This window comes from Sunxiuqinia sp. sy24, from assembly GCF_052677165.1.
The window spans coordinates 83197-100957 of sequence record NZ_JBQYLH010000004.1; the positions used below are offsets into that span (position 1 = coordinate 83197).

Genomic DNA, 17761 nt, shown 5'->3' on the forward strand with positions numbered 1-17761 from the left:
ACATATTCGTCATGTTGATGATGGAAAATGATAAATTCATTAATTCTTTTTTACGCTGTGCGATTAATAGCCTGCAATGATACAACTTAAATCCCGAATTTGAAAATTCAGTCCGAATCTGGTGCAAGAAATATTTATCTCCGGTCCAATTGGCATCTCCTCTTAGAAATAAAAATCGCCCAGTTCAGCACCATCGTAGCCAATCATTTTCAGGTGCAGCGAATTGCCGGTTTTGGTCAGAACCATCACCGTAGCGTTGTTGGCACTGTAGCCGCCGCCAATCACTACCGGGTAATCATTACCCAGGCTTTCCGCTTCATGGTAAGCAGAGCTGTGGGTATGCCCGTTTATGGCAACGGCAAACCGGCCCTTATTTAAGGTTTCGCTCCACAGCTCGGCACATGGCAGGTAGTATTTCTCATCCATGCCATACAAAGGAATATGGTGAATCAGCACCCGCTTGGCAGCCTTTTTAAAGGCCTTACTCTTGGTTTCATGGCGAAGAAAATCCAACTGATCGTTTCGCAATTGCTCAAAACTGTTCAAGCCATAATAAACCGGATGGCTGTCGGGTTTGTCCTCGCCGCAATCCAGCATTACAAAACGGGTGTCGCCCCAGTTAAAGGCGCCATAGGTTTTTCCCCCCACATAATCAAAAAGCTGGTTGAATTCAACCGAATAGGCGCCTCTTATTTCATGATTTCCGCGGATGTAAAACACAGGCTTTTCGGCCGCATTAACCTGCTCATTGGAAAAGGTCAAAAAATCAAGCACCTGATCTTCACTACGCGGGTCATCAATGCAGTCGCCGTTGTAAAGCACAAAATCATAGTTCACCCCTTCAAGCTGTGTCATCAGTTGCTGCAGGGTTTGCTTCTTCTGGTGCAAATCGTTAAAAATAATGGCGGTGAAATCGGGGCTCTTCATATCGGGCAGTGTAAACTGGAAGGTCTCACTGTAGTCCACCTCTCCGAATTCTTTTTTGTAGGCTCCATAAGTCAGCACCTCCCTGGAACAAACCCGGTAATAGTAGGTTTGTCCCGGCTGAAGTCCATCCAAACGCACCTTGTGCTGTTTCACATTAGCCACAACCTGTCCCGCAATCAGGGTTTCCATTTTAGTGCCCAGACTTTCGTCCGCACCAAATTCCACCCATCCATGCGTTGGCACATTGGTGAACCACGATACGGTAATTCCTCCACCAATCGGATTTTGCAAAAAGGGTTTGGTACGAAAGACCGACTGAGCTTCAACCGGCTCTTCCCGAGTAGTTTGGGGGCCAGCACTTGCCGATGCCAGGCTTATTTGAGTAGCTAACAGCACTAAAAGCATTAGGCGAATGAGATTGTTCGATTTGATATGCATACGTTTTCGTTTAGTAGTAATTGAACAGCTAATATAAAAAACCATTCGATGATCCGGAAATCGTCCGCCAAAAACGCGCCTCTCCCCTCGTCTTGTGCCAGGATGAAACCAATTACCATGTGGGCACATCCCCGGAACAAAAGGCACTGAAAGCATTCAACCGTATGACTCCACAGACTTCAAGCAAAGCAATAACTCTCGAACCAGGCCGAATGGGCACAACAAAACACATGATTTATGAGGATCAGCAACAGAAATGAAAGTCAACTAAAAGGAGGGAATCCTAATTAAAGTTTAATTAGGAGCAGATGGGCCCATTTTTATCAAGGCCGAAATCAAACTGAAAGCTTAGTGCAAACGAGAAGTTCCGACAAAGGAGGAAATCACTCGTTGAACTTAGCTTTTAGAAAGATAGCGGGTGAAGATAAAAATCAGCCTTAAAAAGCACGTTTAAGTGAAGGCAGCATCCAAGCCTGCTTGGTTCTGCTGAACGTAGTGCTTTCTGAAATTTTCTGTTTACTCTTTGTTTCAAGACGGCAGCGTAAAATCCGTCTGATAAGACTTCATGGATTTATAATGATCAAGTACATTATCAAATTTTGGAGTCCTAATAGAAAAAGACTTTCAAAAAAAAGGTACTCCAAAATGGAATACCTTTTTCAATATGCTTTAATCCGAAAGCGACTACCAGGCAAATAAAGGCAGGTCTTTCATCATTTTATTCACTTTTTCGCGAACTGAAGTGATTACGGCTTCATTTTCCACATCGCTCAGCACTTCGTCAATCAAGTCAACGATAATGGCCATTTGGTCTTCTTTCAAACCACGCGTGGTAATGGCTGGCGTACCTACACGCAATCCTGAAGTGGTGAATGGCGAACGGCTATCGAAAGGCACCATATTTTTGTTGATGGTAATATCAGCTTTCACCAAGGTGTTTTCAGCCACTTTACCAGTCAGTTCAGGGAATTTGGTACGCAAGTCGATCAACATGCTGTGGTTGTCGGTTCCTCCGGAAATAACTTTGTATCCTTTGTCTACAAAAGCCTGCGCCATAACAGCAGCATTCTTTTTCACCTGAGTTTGGTATTCTTTGTAAGAAGGATCAAGCGCTTCGCCAAAAGAAATGGCTTTGGAAGCAATCACGTGCTCCAGCGGGCCACCTTGTTGTCCGGGGAATACCGCAAAATCCAATACGGCTGACATCATTTTCGTTACCCCCTTAGGTGTCTTAAATCCAAATGGGTTCTCAAAATCTTCACCCATCAAGATGATTCCGCCACGAGGACCACGCAATGTTTTGTGTGTTGTTGAAGTTACAATGTGCGCATGTTTAACCGGGTTTTCCAGCAAACCAGCAGCAATCAATCCTGCAGGGTGAGCCATATCAACCATAAACATTGCCCCTACTTCGTCGGCAATCTTACGCATACGGGCATAATCCCACTCGCGCGAGTATGCCGATGCTCCACCAATGATTAATTTGGGCTGATGCTCACGTGCCAAAGCTTCCATCTCATCGTAATCCACCAAACCGGTATCTTCTTTCACGTGATAAGCAATTGGGTGATATAAAATACCCGAAGAGTTAACCGGAGAACCATGTGACAAGTGACCACCGTGAGAGAGATCAAGTCCCAAAAATTTATCGCCAGGCTTAAGAATCACACTTAATACGGCAGCGTTGGCCTGCGCTCCTGAGTGAGGCTGCACGTTGGCATAAGCTGCACCAAATAGTTCTTTTAAACGGTCAATCGCCAGCTGCTCGGTCAAATCGACAAACTGACATCCACCATAGTAGCGTTTACCTGGGTAGCCTTCAGCATATTTATTGGTCATTACAGAACCCATCGCATCCATCACCTGCTCGCTCACGAAGTTTTCCGATGCAATTAATTCAATTCCGCTCAACTGACGCTGGCGTTCTTTTTCAATAATGTCAAATACAAGTTGATCTCTTTTCATGTGCTTATAATTGTTTATTTTATACCCTGACACATGGAACTCACCACCACTTTGCTTTCGGCGAAAACCGTTCTGATGGCGTGTTTCATCTGATGTTTTTTCGAAAAATGAATTAAAGCGTAAAGGTAAAATATTTTACGTCGACCGAAAGCGAATAGAAATGAACAAAGGGCAGTTTTTTTTTACGCTTAACATTCCGCCTGTAATGCGTGCCGCGCCTCTCCATTGGCACTTGCCCCGACATGCCCGCGAAAAGCGGCATGAAACCTGTTAAACATCGTGCTTTTGGTAACAAAAGTTGAATGGATCAGTAGAATTGAATACGTCTGTTGGTATTATTCATTGAATACCCAATTATGCTCTGATTAAAAACTAACCAAAAATCATTTCTTTTCTCACAAGATGCTTTCGCGATGGTTTTTGAGTTAAGTGCTATGTGATGTATGCCAAACATCTGTGATTTACGGTAGTAAAATGAAACATTATGCCTATTAAAAAATTAAAAGACTATCTGGACAAAAACGACATTGAGTACATTACCATCCGCCACTCACTGGCATTTAACGCACAACAAATTGCTGCCACAACGCATATTCCTGGTAAGGAATTGGCCAAAACAGTAATGATTAAAATCGATGGTAAAATGGCGATGGCTGTTCTCCCAGCATCGTATCTGGTTAAGTTGGATGTGTTAAAAGAATTAATTGGCGCCAAAAAAGTTGAATTGGCCAATGAGATGGAATTCAAGCACCTGTTTCCCGATTGCGAAATCGGGGCAATGCCTCCTTTTGGCAACCTGTACGATATGGAAGTTTTTGTTGCACAGAGCCTGGCTGAAGATGAAGAAATTGCCTTCAATGCCGGCACTCATGTTGAACTCATCCGAATGGCCTATGCCGATTTTGAACGATTGGTACAGCCCGTAGTTCTGGCTTTTTCCACAGCCCGGGTCATTTAGTCCGTGCACACTCCTCCTTCTGCAAGCCGGAACAAACGCGCACGATGTTTAAGGAAACCTCATTGCCCTGAGGTTTCTTTTTTTTTGAGTCTGCCCATCACGACCCTTAAAGCGAAATCTTCAGCTGCCCGATTCTATTTTAAGACAGAAATGAATACTTTTGAGCCGAACCAGAAAAAGTTATCATGAAGCAAGACCGCGAAAATCAACCGCTCTTATTTGTATCCACCACCCTGCTAAGCCTGCTTGGAAGCGGACTTGGCGTACTGGTGTTTGGTTTTGTCGCACTCGTTTTTGGGCCATCCAAAAACTGGATCATCAGCGTAACCAACAGCACCAGCATGGACCATTTTACTCCGGTTTACTTTATGCTGCTGATGGCTGTTTCGTTGCTTTCATTGATCGGCGCAATTAAAATCCGAAAATGGCAAAAAGCAGGATTCTTCTTTTACCTGGGAGCACAACTGGCACTGCTGTTTATGCCCGTGCTCTGGCTTGGATGGAGCGCTTTCTCGGTCATCAATTTCATTTTCACCTCCCTGTTTTTGCTGATCTACCTGTCGTTTTACAAACGGATGAGCTAAAAAGCAAGAACCTTTGAAATAGACCAAAGGCATCAGCTCCAAAATTAAAGCGAAGAAGAACTTAGCTTAGCGCCCCAACATCCGAAGCATTTTAAAATGACTGCCAATAGCTTGAAAAAAGCTTGACTCCACACGGTAAGGTAAATTGTATTTCCGGGCCGTTTGCTTGACCAAAGACGCAATTTTCTGATAATGGACATGACAAATCGCCGGAAACAAATGGTGTTCAACCTGAAAATTTAATCCTCCAACAAACCAGGAGAACAAACTATTTCCAGGCGCATAATCTGTGGTTGTCAGCAATTGATGAATGGCCCAATTATTCTCAACCGTTCCACTTTCGTCCGGAACCGGGTATTGAGCACCGGGCATCACATGCGCTGTTTGAAAAATAACAGTTAATATAAATCCACAGATCAAGTGCATACTCAAATAAAACAGAAGGACCATCCACCACGCAACGGGTAGGACCAAAATCGGAATTAGCAAAATGTAGCTGTAATAAAATACTTTGGACACTATTAATTCCATCAGCAACTTTCCATAAGTGCTTTTACGACCCAATAGCACCCCTTCTTTCGAATAACGGTATAACTGTTTAAAATCCTTGCTGGTTGTCCACATCAAGGTCATCAAGCTATAAAGAAACCAGGCATAAAAATGCTGAAACCGATGGAATTTATACCGTGGTTTATTAGGAGAAAGGCGCAATGCCTTTCCTGCATCAATATCCTCATCATGTCCTTCAATGTTTGTATAATGATGGTGCAGCGTATTGTGCTGGTATTTCCAGGTAGACGAAAATCCCCCCAAAAGATTCAGAGAATAAGACAACACTTTATTCACTGTCTGATTTTTTGAATACGAATTATGATTGGCATCGTGCATAACCGACAGGCCAATACCAGCCATTCCAAAGCCCATGGTAACCCATAGGAAAAACAGAATCAGTGGGTTTGTAACAACCGAAAAGATCATTAGGAAATAGGGAGCCAAGTACAAGCTAAACATGAAGGCGGTTTTCAAAAACATGGTGCTGTTACCATACTTCGAAATATTATTCTCTTCAAAATAATCGAAAATGCGTTTTCGGAGTTCAAGAACAAACTCTTGCTGACTGGTATTGGGGAATTGAATTGCTGGTGTTTTCATGGTAGTCATTCTTTAATAAAATAGCCTGTCTGTAAACCTGTAAACAGTAGCGACAAGCCGATGATCAGATCTCCTGATCGCAAACAGCCCTGCTTGTCAAACAGAATGTCTTTCAAGTATGGAGTAACGCTCTGAAAGACTTTACAAAGATACCTCCAATAAACTGCTGCGAAACAGAAAAGGGATTAACGGCTATTGAAAGCACGAATTTCAAAATATTTTGGGACGAGTTTAAAAAAGGAAAGGTGAATACCATTCACCCCATAACCGAAATAACTTCTTTTATTTTCAGTAAATACTGGCGGGAAACGGGTACAGGCTCATCCATATTTTTCATCTTGAGCCAATAGCTATTTCCCTCATGGTTCAGCTTTTCAATATGAAACACATTAACAATGCTGCTTCTGTGGCAACGCACAAAACCAGAAAATGACTTAATCTGCTGCTCGATTGCTTTTAAAGTGTTCCTGATTAACTTTCTTTTCAGCTTGGAGCCTTCCCGGTAAGTGATCTCGACATAGTTGTCAGCCGAACGCAGAAGAAGCAAGTCTGCAACCAATACATTCAGGTGATCAGCATGGTGTTCCGAAATCAGTTCAAGCGATTGATTTTGGTAGTCTTCCTGATAGTGCCTGATCTCTTTTTGAATATTCTCCTTCTCCTGGATCTCGAGTTCAAGCTGCTTTTTCAGACTTGAAAAGGCATCGTAAATCGTAGAAAGTACTGGCGAGACAAGGCAAACAAATATGACCTTAAACACCAGGTGAAAAGTTATGGTTACAGCCCCCACATAGCGCAGGTAAAAAGCAATTGCCAAAGAGCTCAAAATCGTAATTAAAAAAATGCTGGCATAGGAAAACAACAGTAATTCATCCTTACTAAAACGAGACTGGGGCAGGAAACTGCGAAGCAGCCCACGAATCAACACCTGAAAAAAGAAGATAATGGCCACAAAACCAGCGGCAAATAAAAGCCTGTTGTTAAAATCAAACTGATCAAACGGAATAGGTTGAAAGAAAAGAAGAAATAAATAAATGCCTAAGGCAATGCTAAGTAAGAATTTCAAGTCTTCTTTCAAGAGGGTAATTAATCTATCTAATCTTATTGAGCCCATGAGCAAGGAAACTGTAAAATACCTCTTACTCAAAGTTACTCCATTTTTTTGAATTTAAATTCTCCGTTTTCCCAAACCATTATTCAGGATTACCTATTCCGAAAGCGGCACTCTTGCATCTTTCGGAATAGGTGAGCAGGAAGGTTACTCCTGTGAGAAAGTACGAACCGTATCGCGGTAGATTGAGAAAACAGTAGCTCGTGAAATAAACCCGATGTATTTGCCATTATCAATCACAGCGAGGTTATAGCGTCCGCTGGTTTCAAATTTTTCCGCCACTTTATGCATCGAATCCTTCGGCGAAATAAAAAACTCAGGCATATACATCAAATCTTTAACCAGCACTTCGTCATACAACTCCTGGTTAAACACAATATCCCGGATATCATTCATTTTCACCATTCCTTTCAGCATACCATCGGCATCAACAACCGGGAACAAATCACGTTTCGAGCGTGAGATAGCCCTCACCAAATCCCTCAGCGTCGCTTCAGGATCAACCATTTCCAGATCAGTTTCAATCAATTCCTCCACTTCCATAAAGTGAAGCGCGGCCTTGTCCTTATGGTGAGTCACCAATTTGCCATCCATCGCCAGTCGCTTGGTGTAAATGGAGTGAGGCTCAAAACGCATAATGGTGATGTAGGCTGCCAAAGCAGAAATAATTAAAGGAAACAGAAGTTCATAGCCACCCGTAATTTCAGCTGTTAGAAAAATCCCCAGCAAGGGGGCATGCATCACCCCGGCCATCATGGCTCCCATGCCTGCCAAAGCAAAATTATCCAAAGGCAAATTCACGTCAAAAACCAGGTTTAACAGATATGCAAAGAAATATCCGCCTATGGACCCGACAAACAAGGTTGGTGCAAAAATACCTCCAATACCCCCGGTAGCCGTGGTTACCGACATGGCTATCACTTTGAAAAAAAGAAGAGCTATCAGAAACGTCACAAAAAACCAGGGATTGGTGCGAAATTCATAGAACATGGAATTATCGAGAAGGTTAAGCCCCATGTCGTTAAAAACCTTATTAATTGAAGTATATCCTTCACCCCATAGCGGCGGAAAGACAAAAATAAGAACCCCTAAAATTACACCTCCGTAAATTAATCGCGTCGACTGCTTGCCAATGCCTTTCATTTTACGTTCAACCCACATGGTAGCTCGGGTGAAATATAAGGAGAAAAAACCAGCAACAATACCAAGCACAATGTAATAGAGAATATGCTTTGCCTCGAACGAATGAATGACATTGAACTTAAACAAAACAGCATCGCCCATAAAGAAAAAAGCAATAACTGCAGCGGTAATTCCGGAAATCAACAGCGGAACGAGCGATGCCATGGTCAATTCAAGCATCAGCACTTCAAGGGTGAAAACAATACCGGCAATGGGTGCCTTAAAGATACCGGCAATAGCGCCGGTTGCTCCACAACCAATCATCAGCATAATATCGGCCTGATCGAGCTTAAAAAAACGTCCCAGATTTGAACCAATCGAAGCTCCAGTTAAAACGACCGGAGCCTCAGCCCCTACCGATCCGCCAAAACCAATGGTAAAACTACTGGTAATCATGGATGAGAAGGAGTTGTGTGGCTTAATCTTACCCTTCTTCAAGGAAATAGCGGACAAAATCTTCGAGACCCCGTGCCCCAAATCATCCTTTATAAAAAACCGAATAATTAAAACGGTGATGACAATACCAATAAGCGGGAACGCCAGGAACCAATAATTTTCGCTGGTAATGACAAAATGCCCGACCAGGTTATTTCCAATAAAGTGAATCAGATTCTTCAGAATCAACGCTGCCACTCCGCTCACTACTCCAATTATAAAACTGATCCAATACAGTTTTTTTGTCCCCATCAGCTGCTTGGCCAATGAACTCATTTTTGAATGATCTATACCCAACATGTCTATTACTTAATTCTTAATCGTGTGAAAAGTCTGCCATTTTTCTCCGGTAAATAGAAAAAACACGGGCCCTTGAGATAAACCCAATGTATTTCCCATTGTCGATAACAGCCAAGTTGTACCTACCACTCGATTCAAATTTTTCGATGACCTGTTCCATCGAATCAAGGGTCGAAATGGAATGCTCCGGCAAATACATCAAATGGCTCACATGAACTTTATCATAGAGTTCTTGTCTGAAAATAAGATGTCTTATATCGTCCATTTTCACCATGCCCTTCAAATACCCCTTTTCGTCAACAATGGGGAAAAGGTTACGATGTGCTTTGGAGATGGCTTGCGTCAGATCTCTGAGGGTCGCATCCGGGTGCAGAACTTGGAAATCGGTTTCCACCAGTTTCTTAACCTCCATCATCCGGATAATATTCAGGTCTTTATCATGAGTCATCAGCTCTTTGCGCTTAGCCAGCTGAATATGGTAAACCGAATTGGACGTAAATGCTTTTACGGTGAGATAGGCAAAGGTTGCCACAATCATCAACGGAACAAACAATTTATAGCCTCCGGAAATATCCGCAATCAAAAAGATGCCGGTCAAAGGAGCATGCAGTACACCGGCAAGCAATCCGGCCATACCTATTAAGGCAAAATTATTGACACTTAAATGTTTCAAGCCAGTCATATTAATAAACTGGGCGAACAACATGCCTGTGTTTACCCCCATAAAAAGGGTTGGCGCAAAAATTCCGCCAATACCACCTGCTCCAAAGGTAAAAGTAGTGGCTACAATTTTTAACAGGATAACAGCAGCAAGCAAAACAAAAACACTCCAATACTCATCTTGCAAGCTGTGAAAAACGGAATTGTCGTACAGATAAGTCATGTCGCCCTCCAGGCACATGTTGATTGCTTCATAGCCTTCACCATAAAGTGAGGGAAAAAAGAAAATGAGAATACCCAAGCCAATACCTCCAACAGCCAGGCGAGTGCGCTTCCGCTTGAATCCTTCAAATATATTCTCGACATACAAATACATTTTGGAAAAATACGCTGAAACCAGGCCCGTTAAAATCCCTAGTAAAATGTAATATGGTAGGTCATTCATTTCGAAGCTAGTCTCCACCGAAAACGGATACAAGACATCCTGCCCCATAAAAAAATAGGAGGTTAGCACGGCCGTTGAAGAAGCCAGCAACAACGGGATTAATGAAAAAACCGTTAAGTCAATCATAATGACCTCAACGGCGAAAACAATTGCTGCAATGGGAGCTTTGAAAATGGCAGCCATAGCCCCTGCCGCAGCACAGGCCAGCATTAAAATAGTGTTTTTATAACTCAACCGCAGTAGTTTGGCAAGCCAGGAACCATAAGAAGCACCTGTAGCTACGGTCGGCCCCTCCAACCCCACCGAGCCTCCAAAGCCAACGGTAAAAGCTGAAGTAACGATCGAAGAAAACAGATTATGCCTGCTCAATTCGCCCCTGCGCATAGAAAGACTATGCAGAACATTGGGTATCCCATGTCGCACAGGACTCTTAATAATGTAGTTAATAAATAAAACAGCGATAAGAATCCCAATAACGGGTAATATGAAATAACTGTAATGTTCTAGATCCTTCCCAGCGGTCAGTGTATGAACCAATCGCTCGGTTAACCAAACAGCATTTTTAATCAGTGTGGCAGCAAGTCCGGCAAGAATACCAATCACTCCACTTAAGATTACGACAAAGCGGCGTTCGCTTAAATGCCTTAAACGCCAACGGTGAAAACGAACAACTATCGGCAGCTTATTTTCCATTTGAGCGCAAAAGTAATAAAAGGGTATCGATTTCCAGATTGAATCTATTTTTTCTTTTTGAAAATACCTTTAATCACTTCCCAAACTTTTTTCTTCTCCTTTTTTTGTGAAGGATCTTGTATTTCTTTCAATTTCTCTTCTTTCGATTTCCCTGCAAATAACCGATCAATAAAATTGTCCTCGGCATCCAGCTCAATCATTTCCCTATATGGTGGAATATCCAAATCGGCAAGCAACTTATTACCCAGGCGAGGAAAAGAGGCATACTGCATTTTACGATAGCGCGAGTCGCGATACAACTTGTTATAGAACTTTCCAACAATGGGAAGTGCCATGTAGGCTCCTTGACCATAGCGGATAGTCCTGAAGTGCACCCCTGGATCTTCAGCACCAACCCAACAGCCGGTAACCAGTTCAGGAGTCAGTCCGACAAACCAGCCATCGGAATGATTCTGCGTAGTTCCCGTTTTTCCGGCAAATTCACCTGGTATTTTATAGACGGAACGAATAGATCTGCCACTTCCCTGATCCACAACCGACTCCATCATATGCGTGATAATTCGACAGTTCACCCCATTCAGGTTCGTGGGTTGTGCCGGCACCCGGCTAAATTTATCCAGTGTTTTTCCTTGGGCGTCCTTAATCGAAACAAGGTAATTGGGTTCTATGCGCACGCCTCCATTCAGAAGAGTAGAATAGGCATAAAGCATATCTTTCAGACTAATTGAAGCAACTCCCAGTGCCAAGGACGGAAACTCTGGCAGGTCCGAATCCAGCCCCAGTTTACGGCATGTTTCAATCGTTTCATCAATCCCTGTTTTTACCATAACATCCACTGCAACAGTATTAAGCGACTGTGCCAACGCACCCTCCATGGAATAAAAGCCCTTGTATTCGCCGTGTGAATTACTGGGCGACCAATCCTGATAGTCTTTATAAACCTTTTTCTCATTCGGGAAATAATCAAACGGGCTGAGTCCGTTCTCCAGCGCTGCCAGGTACACAAAGGGTTTAAAGGTAGAACCAACCTGCCGGGCAGACATCACATGGTCGTATTTAAAGAACCGGAAATCAATTCCTCCGACCCAGGCTTTTAAGGATCCACTCGACGGTTCAATGGCTAAAAAGCCCGAATTCAGGAATCGCAGGTAATGCTTGACCGAGTCCATCGGACTTGTTTCTACCTGTTTTAAGCCGTCCCACGTAAAGAGCGTTGTTTTTATCTTTTGCTTGAATGCCGTTTCGATCTCCTTCTCTGATTTTCCATTAGACCGCATCGCCTTATAGCGCTCCGAGCGCTTAATTGCTCGCTGCAAAATACTGGCATTTCCGCGCCAGGGATCAGCATTTTTCCAATGGTTGTCAAACACCTGTTGAAGATTTTCCATGTACTCCAGCACCGACTGTCTGGCATAGTACTGAAAGTCGTAGTTTATGGTTGTGGAAACTCGCAAGCCATCGGTATATAAATTGTAAGGTTCGCCATTTTCTTTGGAATGACTAGCACACCAATCGAGCAATTCAGGTTTCAGCATTTCCAGAAAGTACGGTGCCGGGCCTTCATTGTATGAAATTCGGCGGTACCTAACCCCCAAAGGTTTCGCACTGAAAACATCACCTTCAGCATCCGATAAAAAACCATTGTTTACCATCTGGCTAATCACCACATTGCGACGTTCTTTCGATTTATCGGGATTGATGCGGGGATTGAAAGTATAATTAGCCTTCAGCATGCCAACAAGAACAGCGGCCTCATCAACTGTTAAATCCCTCGGACTTTTACTAAAAAAACGCTCAGCAGCTACTTCAATTCCAAAAATATTTTCGCCAAAAGGTACCGTATTCAGGTATAAAGTCAGAATTTCCTCCTTCGAATAAATCCGTTCGAGCCGATACGCGATAATGGCCTCACGCAATTTATTAACCGGCATGCTAAACACCCACAAGTCATTACGTGGAAATAAATTTTTGGCGATTTGCTGACTCAGCGTACTCCCTCCCCCTGCACGGCGATCCTGCATTAAGATGGTCTTAAAAAAGACACGCATCAGAGCAATCTCATCAATGCCACGATGTTCATAAAACCGAGCATCCTCGGTAGCCACCAAGGCATTGATCACATTGGGTGAAATTTCGTCAAAACGAACATTACTTCGATTTTCCACATAATACCGCCCGAGGAGTTTGCCATCTTCGGAAAAAACCTCTGATGCTTGTGGATTCTTGATTTCATTAAGCTGAGCCGAGCTAGGCACATGCCCGGTAAAGCCCAGATAAACAATCATAAAGAAAATAGAAAACAAAATTACACCAACCGCAAACAGCTGAAGTAGGATAAGCCAAAAACTACGTTTAGCTTGTTTCTTTCTATTTTTATTTCGCTTTTTTGCAGGCTTTCGTTTCGTTGTTTGTATCTTTCTATAGCTCTTTGAAGTCATTTCAATCTGGATTAAAAAACAAAATTAGATAAATAAAACGGAAACAGGAGCTCAATTTAGTACTTACAATTAAGAACTTTTCTGTTAGCAACTTTGTCTATAGAAAGAATATTAAGATTTATACCTGAATGAAAGTAGTTATAACTGGCGCCAGTGGCTATCTCGGTAAAAACATAATAGACGCCTTGCGCCACCAAGGGGTAGAGATTAAATCCCTAAAACGAAACCTTCTTTATGGCGATCCAAAACAACTGGCGCATCAGTTGGCACAGGCTGATGTAGTCATCAATCTGGCCGGAGCTCCTATACTTAAGCGCTGGACATCAAAAAATAAGACTATCATATACAACAGCCGGGTAGTTACGACCAAACACCTTTGTGAGGCAATCAACCTGCTCCCCGACCATCAGCAGCCCAAAGCCTTTCTCTCTGCCTCAGCCGTTGGTATCTACCGAAATAACATGAGCCATGATGAAACAAGCTCGAAGTTTGCCAACCATTTTGCTGCCCGTGTTATTGATGACTGGGAGGATGCCTTAATTGGGCTTCCGGACACCACGCGACAAGTAATCTTTCGCATTGGCATTGTTCTAGGAAAGAATTCTCAATTTATGAGCCGCTTATTGCCCGTTTTCAAAATGGGTTTCGGAGGCAAGATAAGCCACGGACAGCAAGCTTTGCCGTTCATTCACATTGACGATTTGACCAATGCCTTTGTGCAGGCAGTTTTTAATAAAAGCTATTTTGGCATCTACAACCTGGTTGCACCCGAACAAACAAGCAATATAACCTTCACCCAGCTTCTAGCCAAGAAGCTCAATCGCCCAGCTATTTTTCAGGTTCCTGCTTTCGTATTAAAACTTATTTTTGGCAAGGCATCAACATTAATTTTAGACAATCCGGTTGTATTGCCTAATCGGCTCAAAGCACAAAATTTCAACTATCAACACCCCACCCTCGAATCGTGCCTAGATGAAATTATAGAGAAATAGCCACTCTCAACCTGACTTTAGCGCAAAAAAAAGCCCTGCAAAAGCAGGGCTTAAATATGATTGCATTCGTGAGATTACAATTGAGGACCAGCAGCGACCAATGCCTTACCTTCTTCGTTATCAGTGTATTTTTCGAAATTTTTGATAAAACGACCACCCAAGTCTTGAGCTTTTGTTTCCCACTCTTTAACGTCAGCATAAGTATCGCGTGGGTCAAGAATGTTAGAATCAACTCCTGGCAATGCAGTAGGAACTTCCAAGTTGAAAACAGGAACAACTTTAGTTTCTGCTTTTTCAATTGAACCATCCAAGATTGCGTTGATGATACCACGAGTATCTTTAATAGAAATACGTTTTCCTGAACCATTCCATCCTGTGTTCACCAAGTAAGCTTCAGCTCCGTGCTCTTCCATCTTTTTCACTAACTCAGCACCATATTGTGTTGGGTGAAGTGTCAAGAAAGCAGCTCCGAAACAAGCAGAGAAAGTTGGCTGAGGAGCAGTTACACCACGCTCAGTACCCGCTAATTTAGCAGTAAATCCTGAAAGGAAGTGGTATTTAGTTTGCTCTGGAGTCAGTTTTGAAACTGGAGGCAATACACCAAAAGCATCAGCTGAAAGGAAAATAACTTTCTTAGCGTGACCAGCTTTTGAAGGAACTGCAATATTCTCAATGTGGTTGATTGGGTAAGATACACGTGTGTTCTGAGTTACAGAACCGTCAGTGAAATCAATTTTACCATCAGCATCAACAGTTACATTTTCTAACAATGCATTACGTTTGATAGCACCAAAAATTTCTGGTTCAGCATCTTTATCCAAGTTGATTGTTTTTGCGTAACATCCACCTTCGAAGTTGAAGATACCTTGATCATCCCAACCGTGCTCATCATCACCGATCAATTGACGGCTTGAGTCAGTTGAAAGTGTAGTTTTACCAGTACCTGAAAGACCGAAGAAGATAGCAACATCACCTTCTTTACCTACGTTGGCAGAACAGTGCATTGAAGCCATACCGCGCAATGGCAAGTAGTAGTTCATCATCGCGAACATACCTTTTTTCATCTCACCACCGTACCAAGTACCACCAATAACCTGCATTTTTTCAGTCATGTTGAATACAGTGTAAACTTCTGAATTCAAACCATGCTCTTTAAACTTGGCATTTGATGTTTTTGAACCGTTCATTACAACGAAATCAGGCTCTCCGTAGTTGGCCAATTCTTCTGCCGTTGGGCGCAAGAACATGTTAGTTACAAAGTGTGCTTGCCATGCTACTTCCATGATGAAACGAACTTTCAAGCGTGAATCTTCGTTTGCTCCACAGAATGTATCAACAACAAACAGTCTTTTCCCAGAAAGCTGATCAGTAGTTGTTTTCTTCAAATCAGCCCATACTTCAGGAGAAATTGGTTTGTTATCATTTGGTGATTCTGGAGATGTCCACCACATCGTATCTTTAGTTACATCGTCTTCTACAATGTATTTGTCCTTTGGAGAACGACCTGTGAATTCTCCAGTCATTACATTAACAGCGTCAAGCTCTGTTAACTGACCTTTTTCGAATCCTTCCAACGCAGGATTCATTTCTTCGTCAAATAACTGTTCGTAAGATGGGTTATGTACGATTTCTTTTACATCAACAATGCCGTACTTTGATAAATCTAAATTTTTCATATTCAACAATTAAAAATTAATAGTTCCAACAAAACCTATTTTCTTCTCGGAAGACAAAAATAATTTTTTTTTCCGATGCAGCTGAGGCTAGAAATTTAATTTGGAAGAAGTTCATATTTTATTAACAAAAAAAAGACAGCGCATTTACCAATGAGCTGTCTTTGAGTGCTATAAAGACCAGAAACTTACAAACTTAAAATGTTAAGAAATCATTAACAGAACCAGGTAATTTCTTAAGATCTTGGATGGAATTGACTAATTGTTGATTTTAAATAATCACGATCCAGATGGGTGTAAATTTCCGTCGTTAAAATAGATTCGTGCCCAAGCATTTCCTGAACGGCTCTTAAATCTGCTCCTCCGGAAATTAAATGGGTTGCAAAAGAGTGACGAAAAGTGTGTGGACTAATCTTCTTATCCATCCCAACTTTTTGTGCCAGGTTTTTAATAATTGTAAAAATCATCACACGACTTAATTTCTTACCCCTTCTGTTCAGGAATAATACATTCTCACTTTCGGGACTAATCTTTAAAGTTTTACGATACCCTCCCAGGTATTTATTAATTTCAACAACCGCTTTTTCGCTTACCGGAACCAAACGCTCCTTCTCTGATTTTCCTTCAACTTTGATAAATCCTTGCTCAAAGAACAAGTTTGTTACTTTCAAGTTGACCAGTTCAGATACGCGCAAGCCGCAGCTGTACAAAGTCTCCAGCATCGCCTTATTGCGCTGACCTTCCGGCTTATCCAAATCAACGGCATCAATAATGGTATCAATCTCTTCCATCGTTAATACATCCGGAAGCTTACGCCCAATTTTGGGTGATTCCAGAAGTGTTGTAGGATCGCCTTGTATTTTGCCTTCGATCAGCAAATACTTAAAAAATGATTTAATACCCGAGATTGTACGCGCTTGCGTCCGAGGTGACACACCTCGATCGTTTAAGTGCTCGACAAAACTTCTTAAGTGATTTAATTTCACCTTCTCTGGTGCCAGTTTTTTAAAACTTCCTTCCAGAAAAACCATCAGCTTATTAATGTCATTGACATAAGCTGCGATGGAATTCTGAGATAATGATTTCTCCAATCGCAAGAAATTTTCAAAACCTTTTTTACTATCTTCCCATTTCATAATTAAAAGCATTTAAATTTGTTCTCAAATCAATTTTTGTAATTTTGGTTCTGCCGCCTAAGAACGTATTAATTAGTATATAGCTTCTTCCCCAAGAATACATAATTTTAAATACGCCCCTAGGCCTGCTAAAGTTACTAAAATTTTAAATTAAAATACAATAAAAATGAAAATATTGTTAATCAATGGGCCCAATTTAAATCTATTAGGAAAACGAGAAAAGAATATTTATGGTGATTTGTCCTTTGATGACTACTTCAAAACCCTCCAAAATAAATACCCACAACTGGACTTAAGCTATTTCCAATCAAATATTGAGGGCGAATTGATCAATAAACTCCACGAAGTTGGATTTGACTATGATGGAATCATCATTAATGCTGGTGCCTATACACATACCTCTGTGGCAATTCGCGACGCGATAGCCGGCATTACTGCTCCTGTTATTGAGGTGCATATCTCAAACATCCTCACACGTGAAAATTTCCGACACGAATCGCTCATCGGACCGGTTTGTATTGGAAGTATTATGGGATTTGGTCTTGATTCATACCGACTAGGCATCGAAAGTATACTCTAACGTTAAGTTTCGAATCATTTAACGGAATGGTGAGGCTATTTTCTTCGCCCTAAAAAGAAAAAAGCGTAATTTTGCAGCCCTTAATTTTTAAA

General features: G+C 42.0%; 13 protein-coding genes. 4 read left to right on the top strand and 9 right to left on the bottom strand.

Annotated elements, in window-relative coordinates:
- Positions 1-162 precede the first annotated feature (162 nt).
- Together ACUNWA_RS05350 and glyA are read right to left on the bottom strand one after the other, a co-directional pair.
- Positions 163-1365 (bottom strand): metallophosphoesterase, encoded by a 1203-nt coding sequence (locus ACUNWA_RS05350; protein WP_445590855.1) that lies wholly within the window; start codon positions 1363-1365, stop codon positions 163-165.
- 684 nt (positions 1366-2049) lie between these two features.
- Entirely contained in the window at positions 2050-3330 is a 1281-nt protein-coding gene (gene glyA, locus ACUNWA_RS05355) for a serine hydroxymethyltransferase (RefSeq protein ID WP_445590856.1), read from the bottom strand.
- A gap of 484 nt (positions 3331-3814) precedes the next feature.
- Between glyA and ACUNWA_RS05360 the strand changes: the two genes are divergently transcribed.
- Both ACUNWA_RS05360 and ACUNWA_RS05365 read left to right on the top strand, forming a co-directional pair.
- Positions 3815-4288, top strand: coding sequence for an aminoacyl-tRNA deacylase (locus tag ACUNWA_RS05360; protein WP_445590857.1), 474 nt, complete (start codon positions 3815-3817; stop codon positions 4286-4288).
- A 185-nt stretch (positions 4289-4473) separates the two neighbouring features.
- Positions 4474-4872, top strand: a complete 399-nt coding sequence (locus tag ACUNWA_RS05365) for a hypothetical protein (RefSeq protein WP_445590858.1) — start codon at positions 4474-4476, stop codon at positions 4870-4872.
- Between the two features lie 66 nt (positions 4873-4938).
- Here ACUNWA_RS05365 and ACUNWA_RS05370 read toward each other — a convergent pair whose 3' ends face one another.
- The 5 genes from ACUNWA_RS05370 to ACUNWA_RS05390 all read right to left on the bottom strand — a co-directional run bounded on the left by ACUNWA_RS05370 (position 4939) and on the right by ACUNWA_RS05390 (position 13288).
- Positions 4939-6024 carry a fatty acid desaturase family protein gene (locus ACUNWA_RS05370; RefSeq protein WP_445590859.1) on the bottom strand — a complete coding sequence of 362 codons (1086 nt, stop codon included), beginning with the start codon at positions 6022-6024 and terminating at the stop codon, positions 4939-4941.
- Positions 6025-6280: 256 nt separating this feature from the next.
- Positions 6281-7138, bottom strand: a complete 858-nt coding sequence (locus ACUNWA_RS05375; RefSeq protein ID WP_445590860.1) for a LytR/AlgR family response regulator transcription factor — start codon at positions 7136-7138, stop codon at positions 6281-6283.
- A 144-nt stretch (positions 7139-7282) separates the two neighbouring features.
- Complete coding sequence (locus ACUNWA_RS05380) at positions 7283-9052, bottom strand: chloride channel protein (protein WP_445590861.1); 1770 nt, start codon at positions 9050-9052, stop codon at positions 7283-7285.
- A gap of 16 nt (positions 9053-9068) precedes the next feature.
- A complete protein-coding gene (locus ACUNWA_RS05385; protein WP_445590862.1) occupies positions 9069-10850 on the bottom strand; it encodes a chloride channel protein in 1782 nt (593 codons plus the stop codon).
- Positions 10851-10894: 44 nt separating this feature from the next.
- Positions 10895-13288, bottom strand: coding sequence for a penicillin-binding protein 1A (locus ACUNWA_RS05390; RefSeq protein WP_445590863.1), 2394 nt, complete (start codon positions 13286-13288; stop codon positions 10895-10897).
- Positions 13289-13416: 128 nt separating this feature from the next.
- Here ACUNWA_RS05390 and ACUNWA_RS05395 point away from each other — a divergent pair, with 128 nt between their 5' ends.
- Positions 13417-14280, top strand: a complete 864-nt coding sequence (locus tag ACUNWA_RS05395; protein ID WP_445590864.1) for a TIGR01777 family oxidoreductase — start codon at positions 13417-13419, stop codon at positions 14278-14280.
- A gap of 74 nt (positions 14281-14354) precedes the next feature.
- Here the strand turns inward: ACUNWA_RS05395 and pckA are convergent, their stop codons facing one another.
- Positions 14355-15956: a phosphoenolpyruvate carboxykinase (ATP) gene (gene pckA / locus ACUNWA_RS05400; RefSeq protein ID WP_445590865.1), complete on the bottom strand. Its 1602-nt coding sequence runs from the start codon at positions 15954-15956 to the stop codon at positions 14355-14357.
- A gap of 233 nt (positions 15957-16189) precedes the next feature.
- A complete protein-coding gene (xerD, locus tag ACUNWA_RS05405) occupies positions 16190-17089 on the bottom strand; it encodes a site-specific tyrosine recombinase XerD (protein WP_445590866.1) in 900 nt (299 codons plus the stop codon).
- A 166-nt stretch (positions 17090-17255) separates the two neighbouring features.
- Here xerD and aroQ point away from each other — a divergent pair, with 166 nt between their 5' ends.
- On the top strand, positions 17256-17669 hold the full coding sequence (gene aroQ / locus ACUNWA_RS05410; RefSeq protein ID WP_445590867.1) for a type II 3-dehydroquinate dehydratase: 414 nt from the start codon (positions 17256-17258) through the stop codon (positions 17667-17669).
- The last annotated feature ends 92 nt before the right edge of the window (positions 17670-17761 follow it).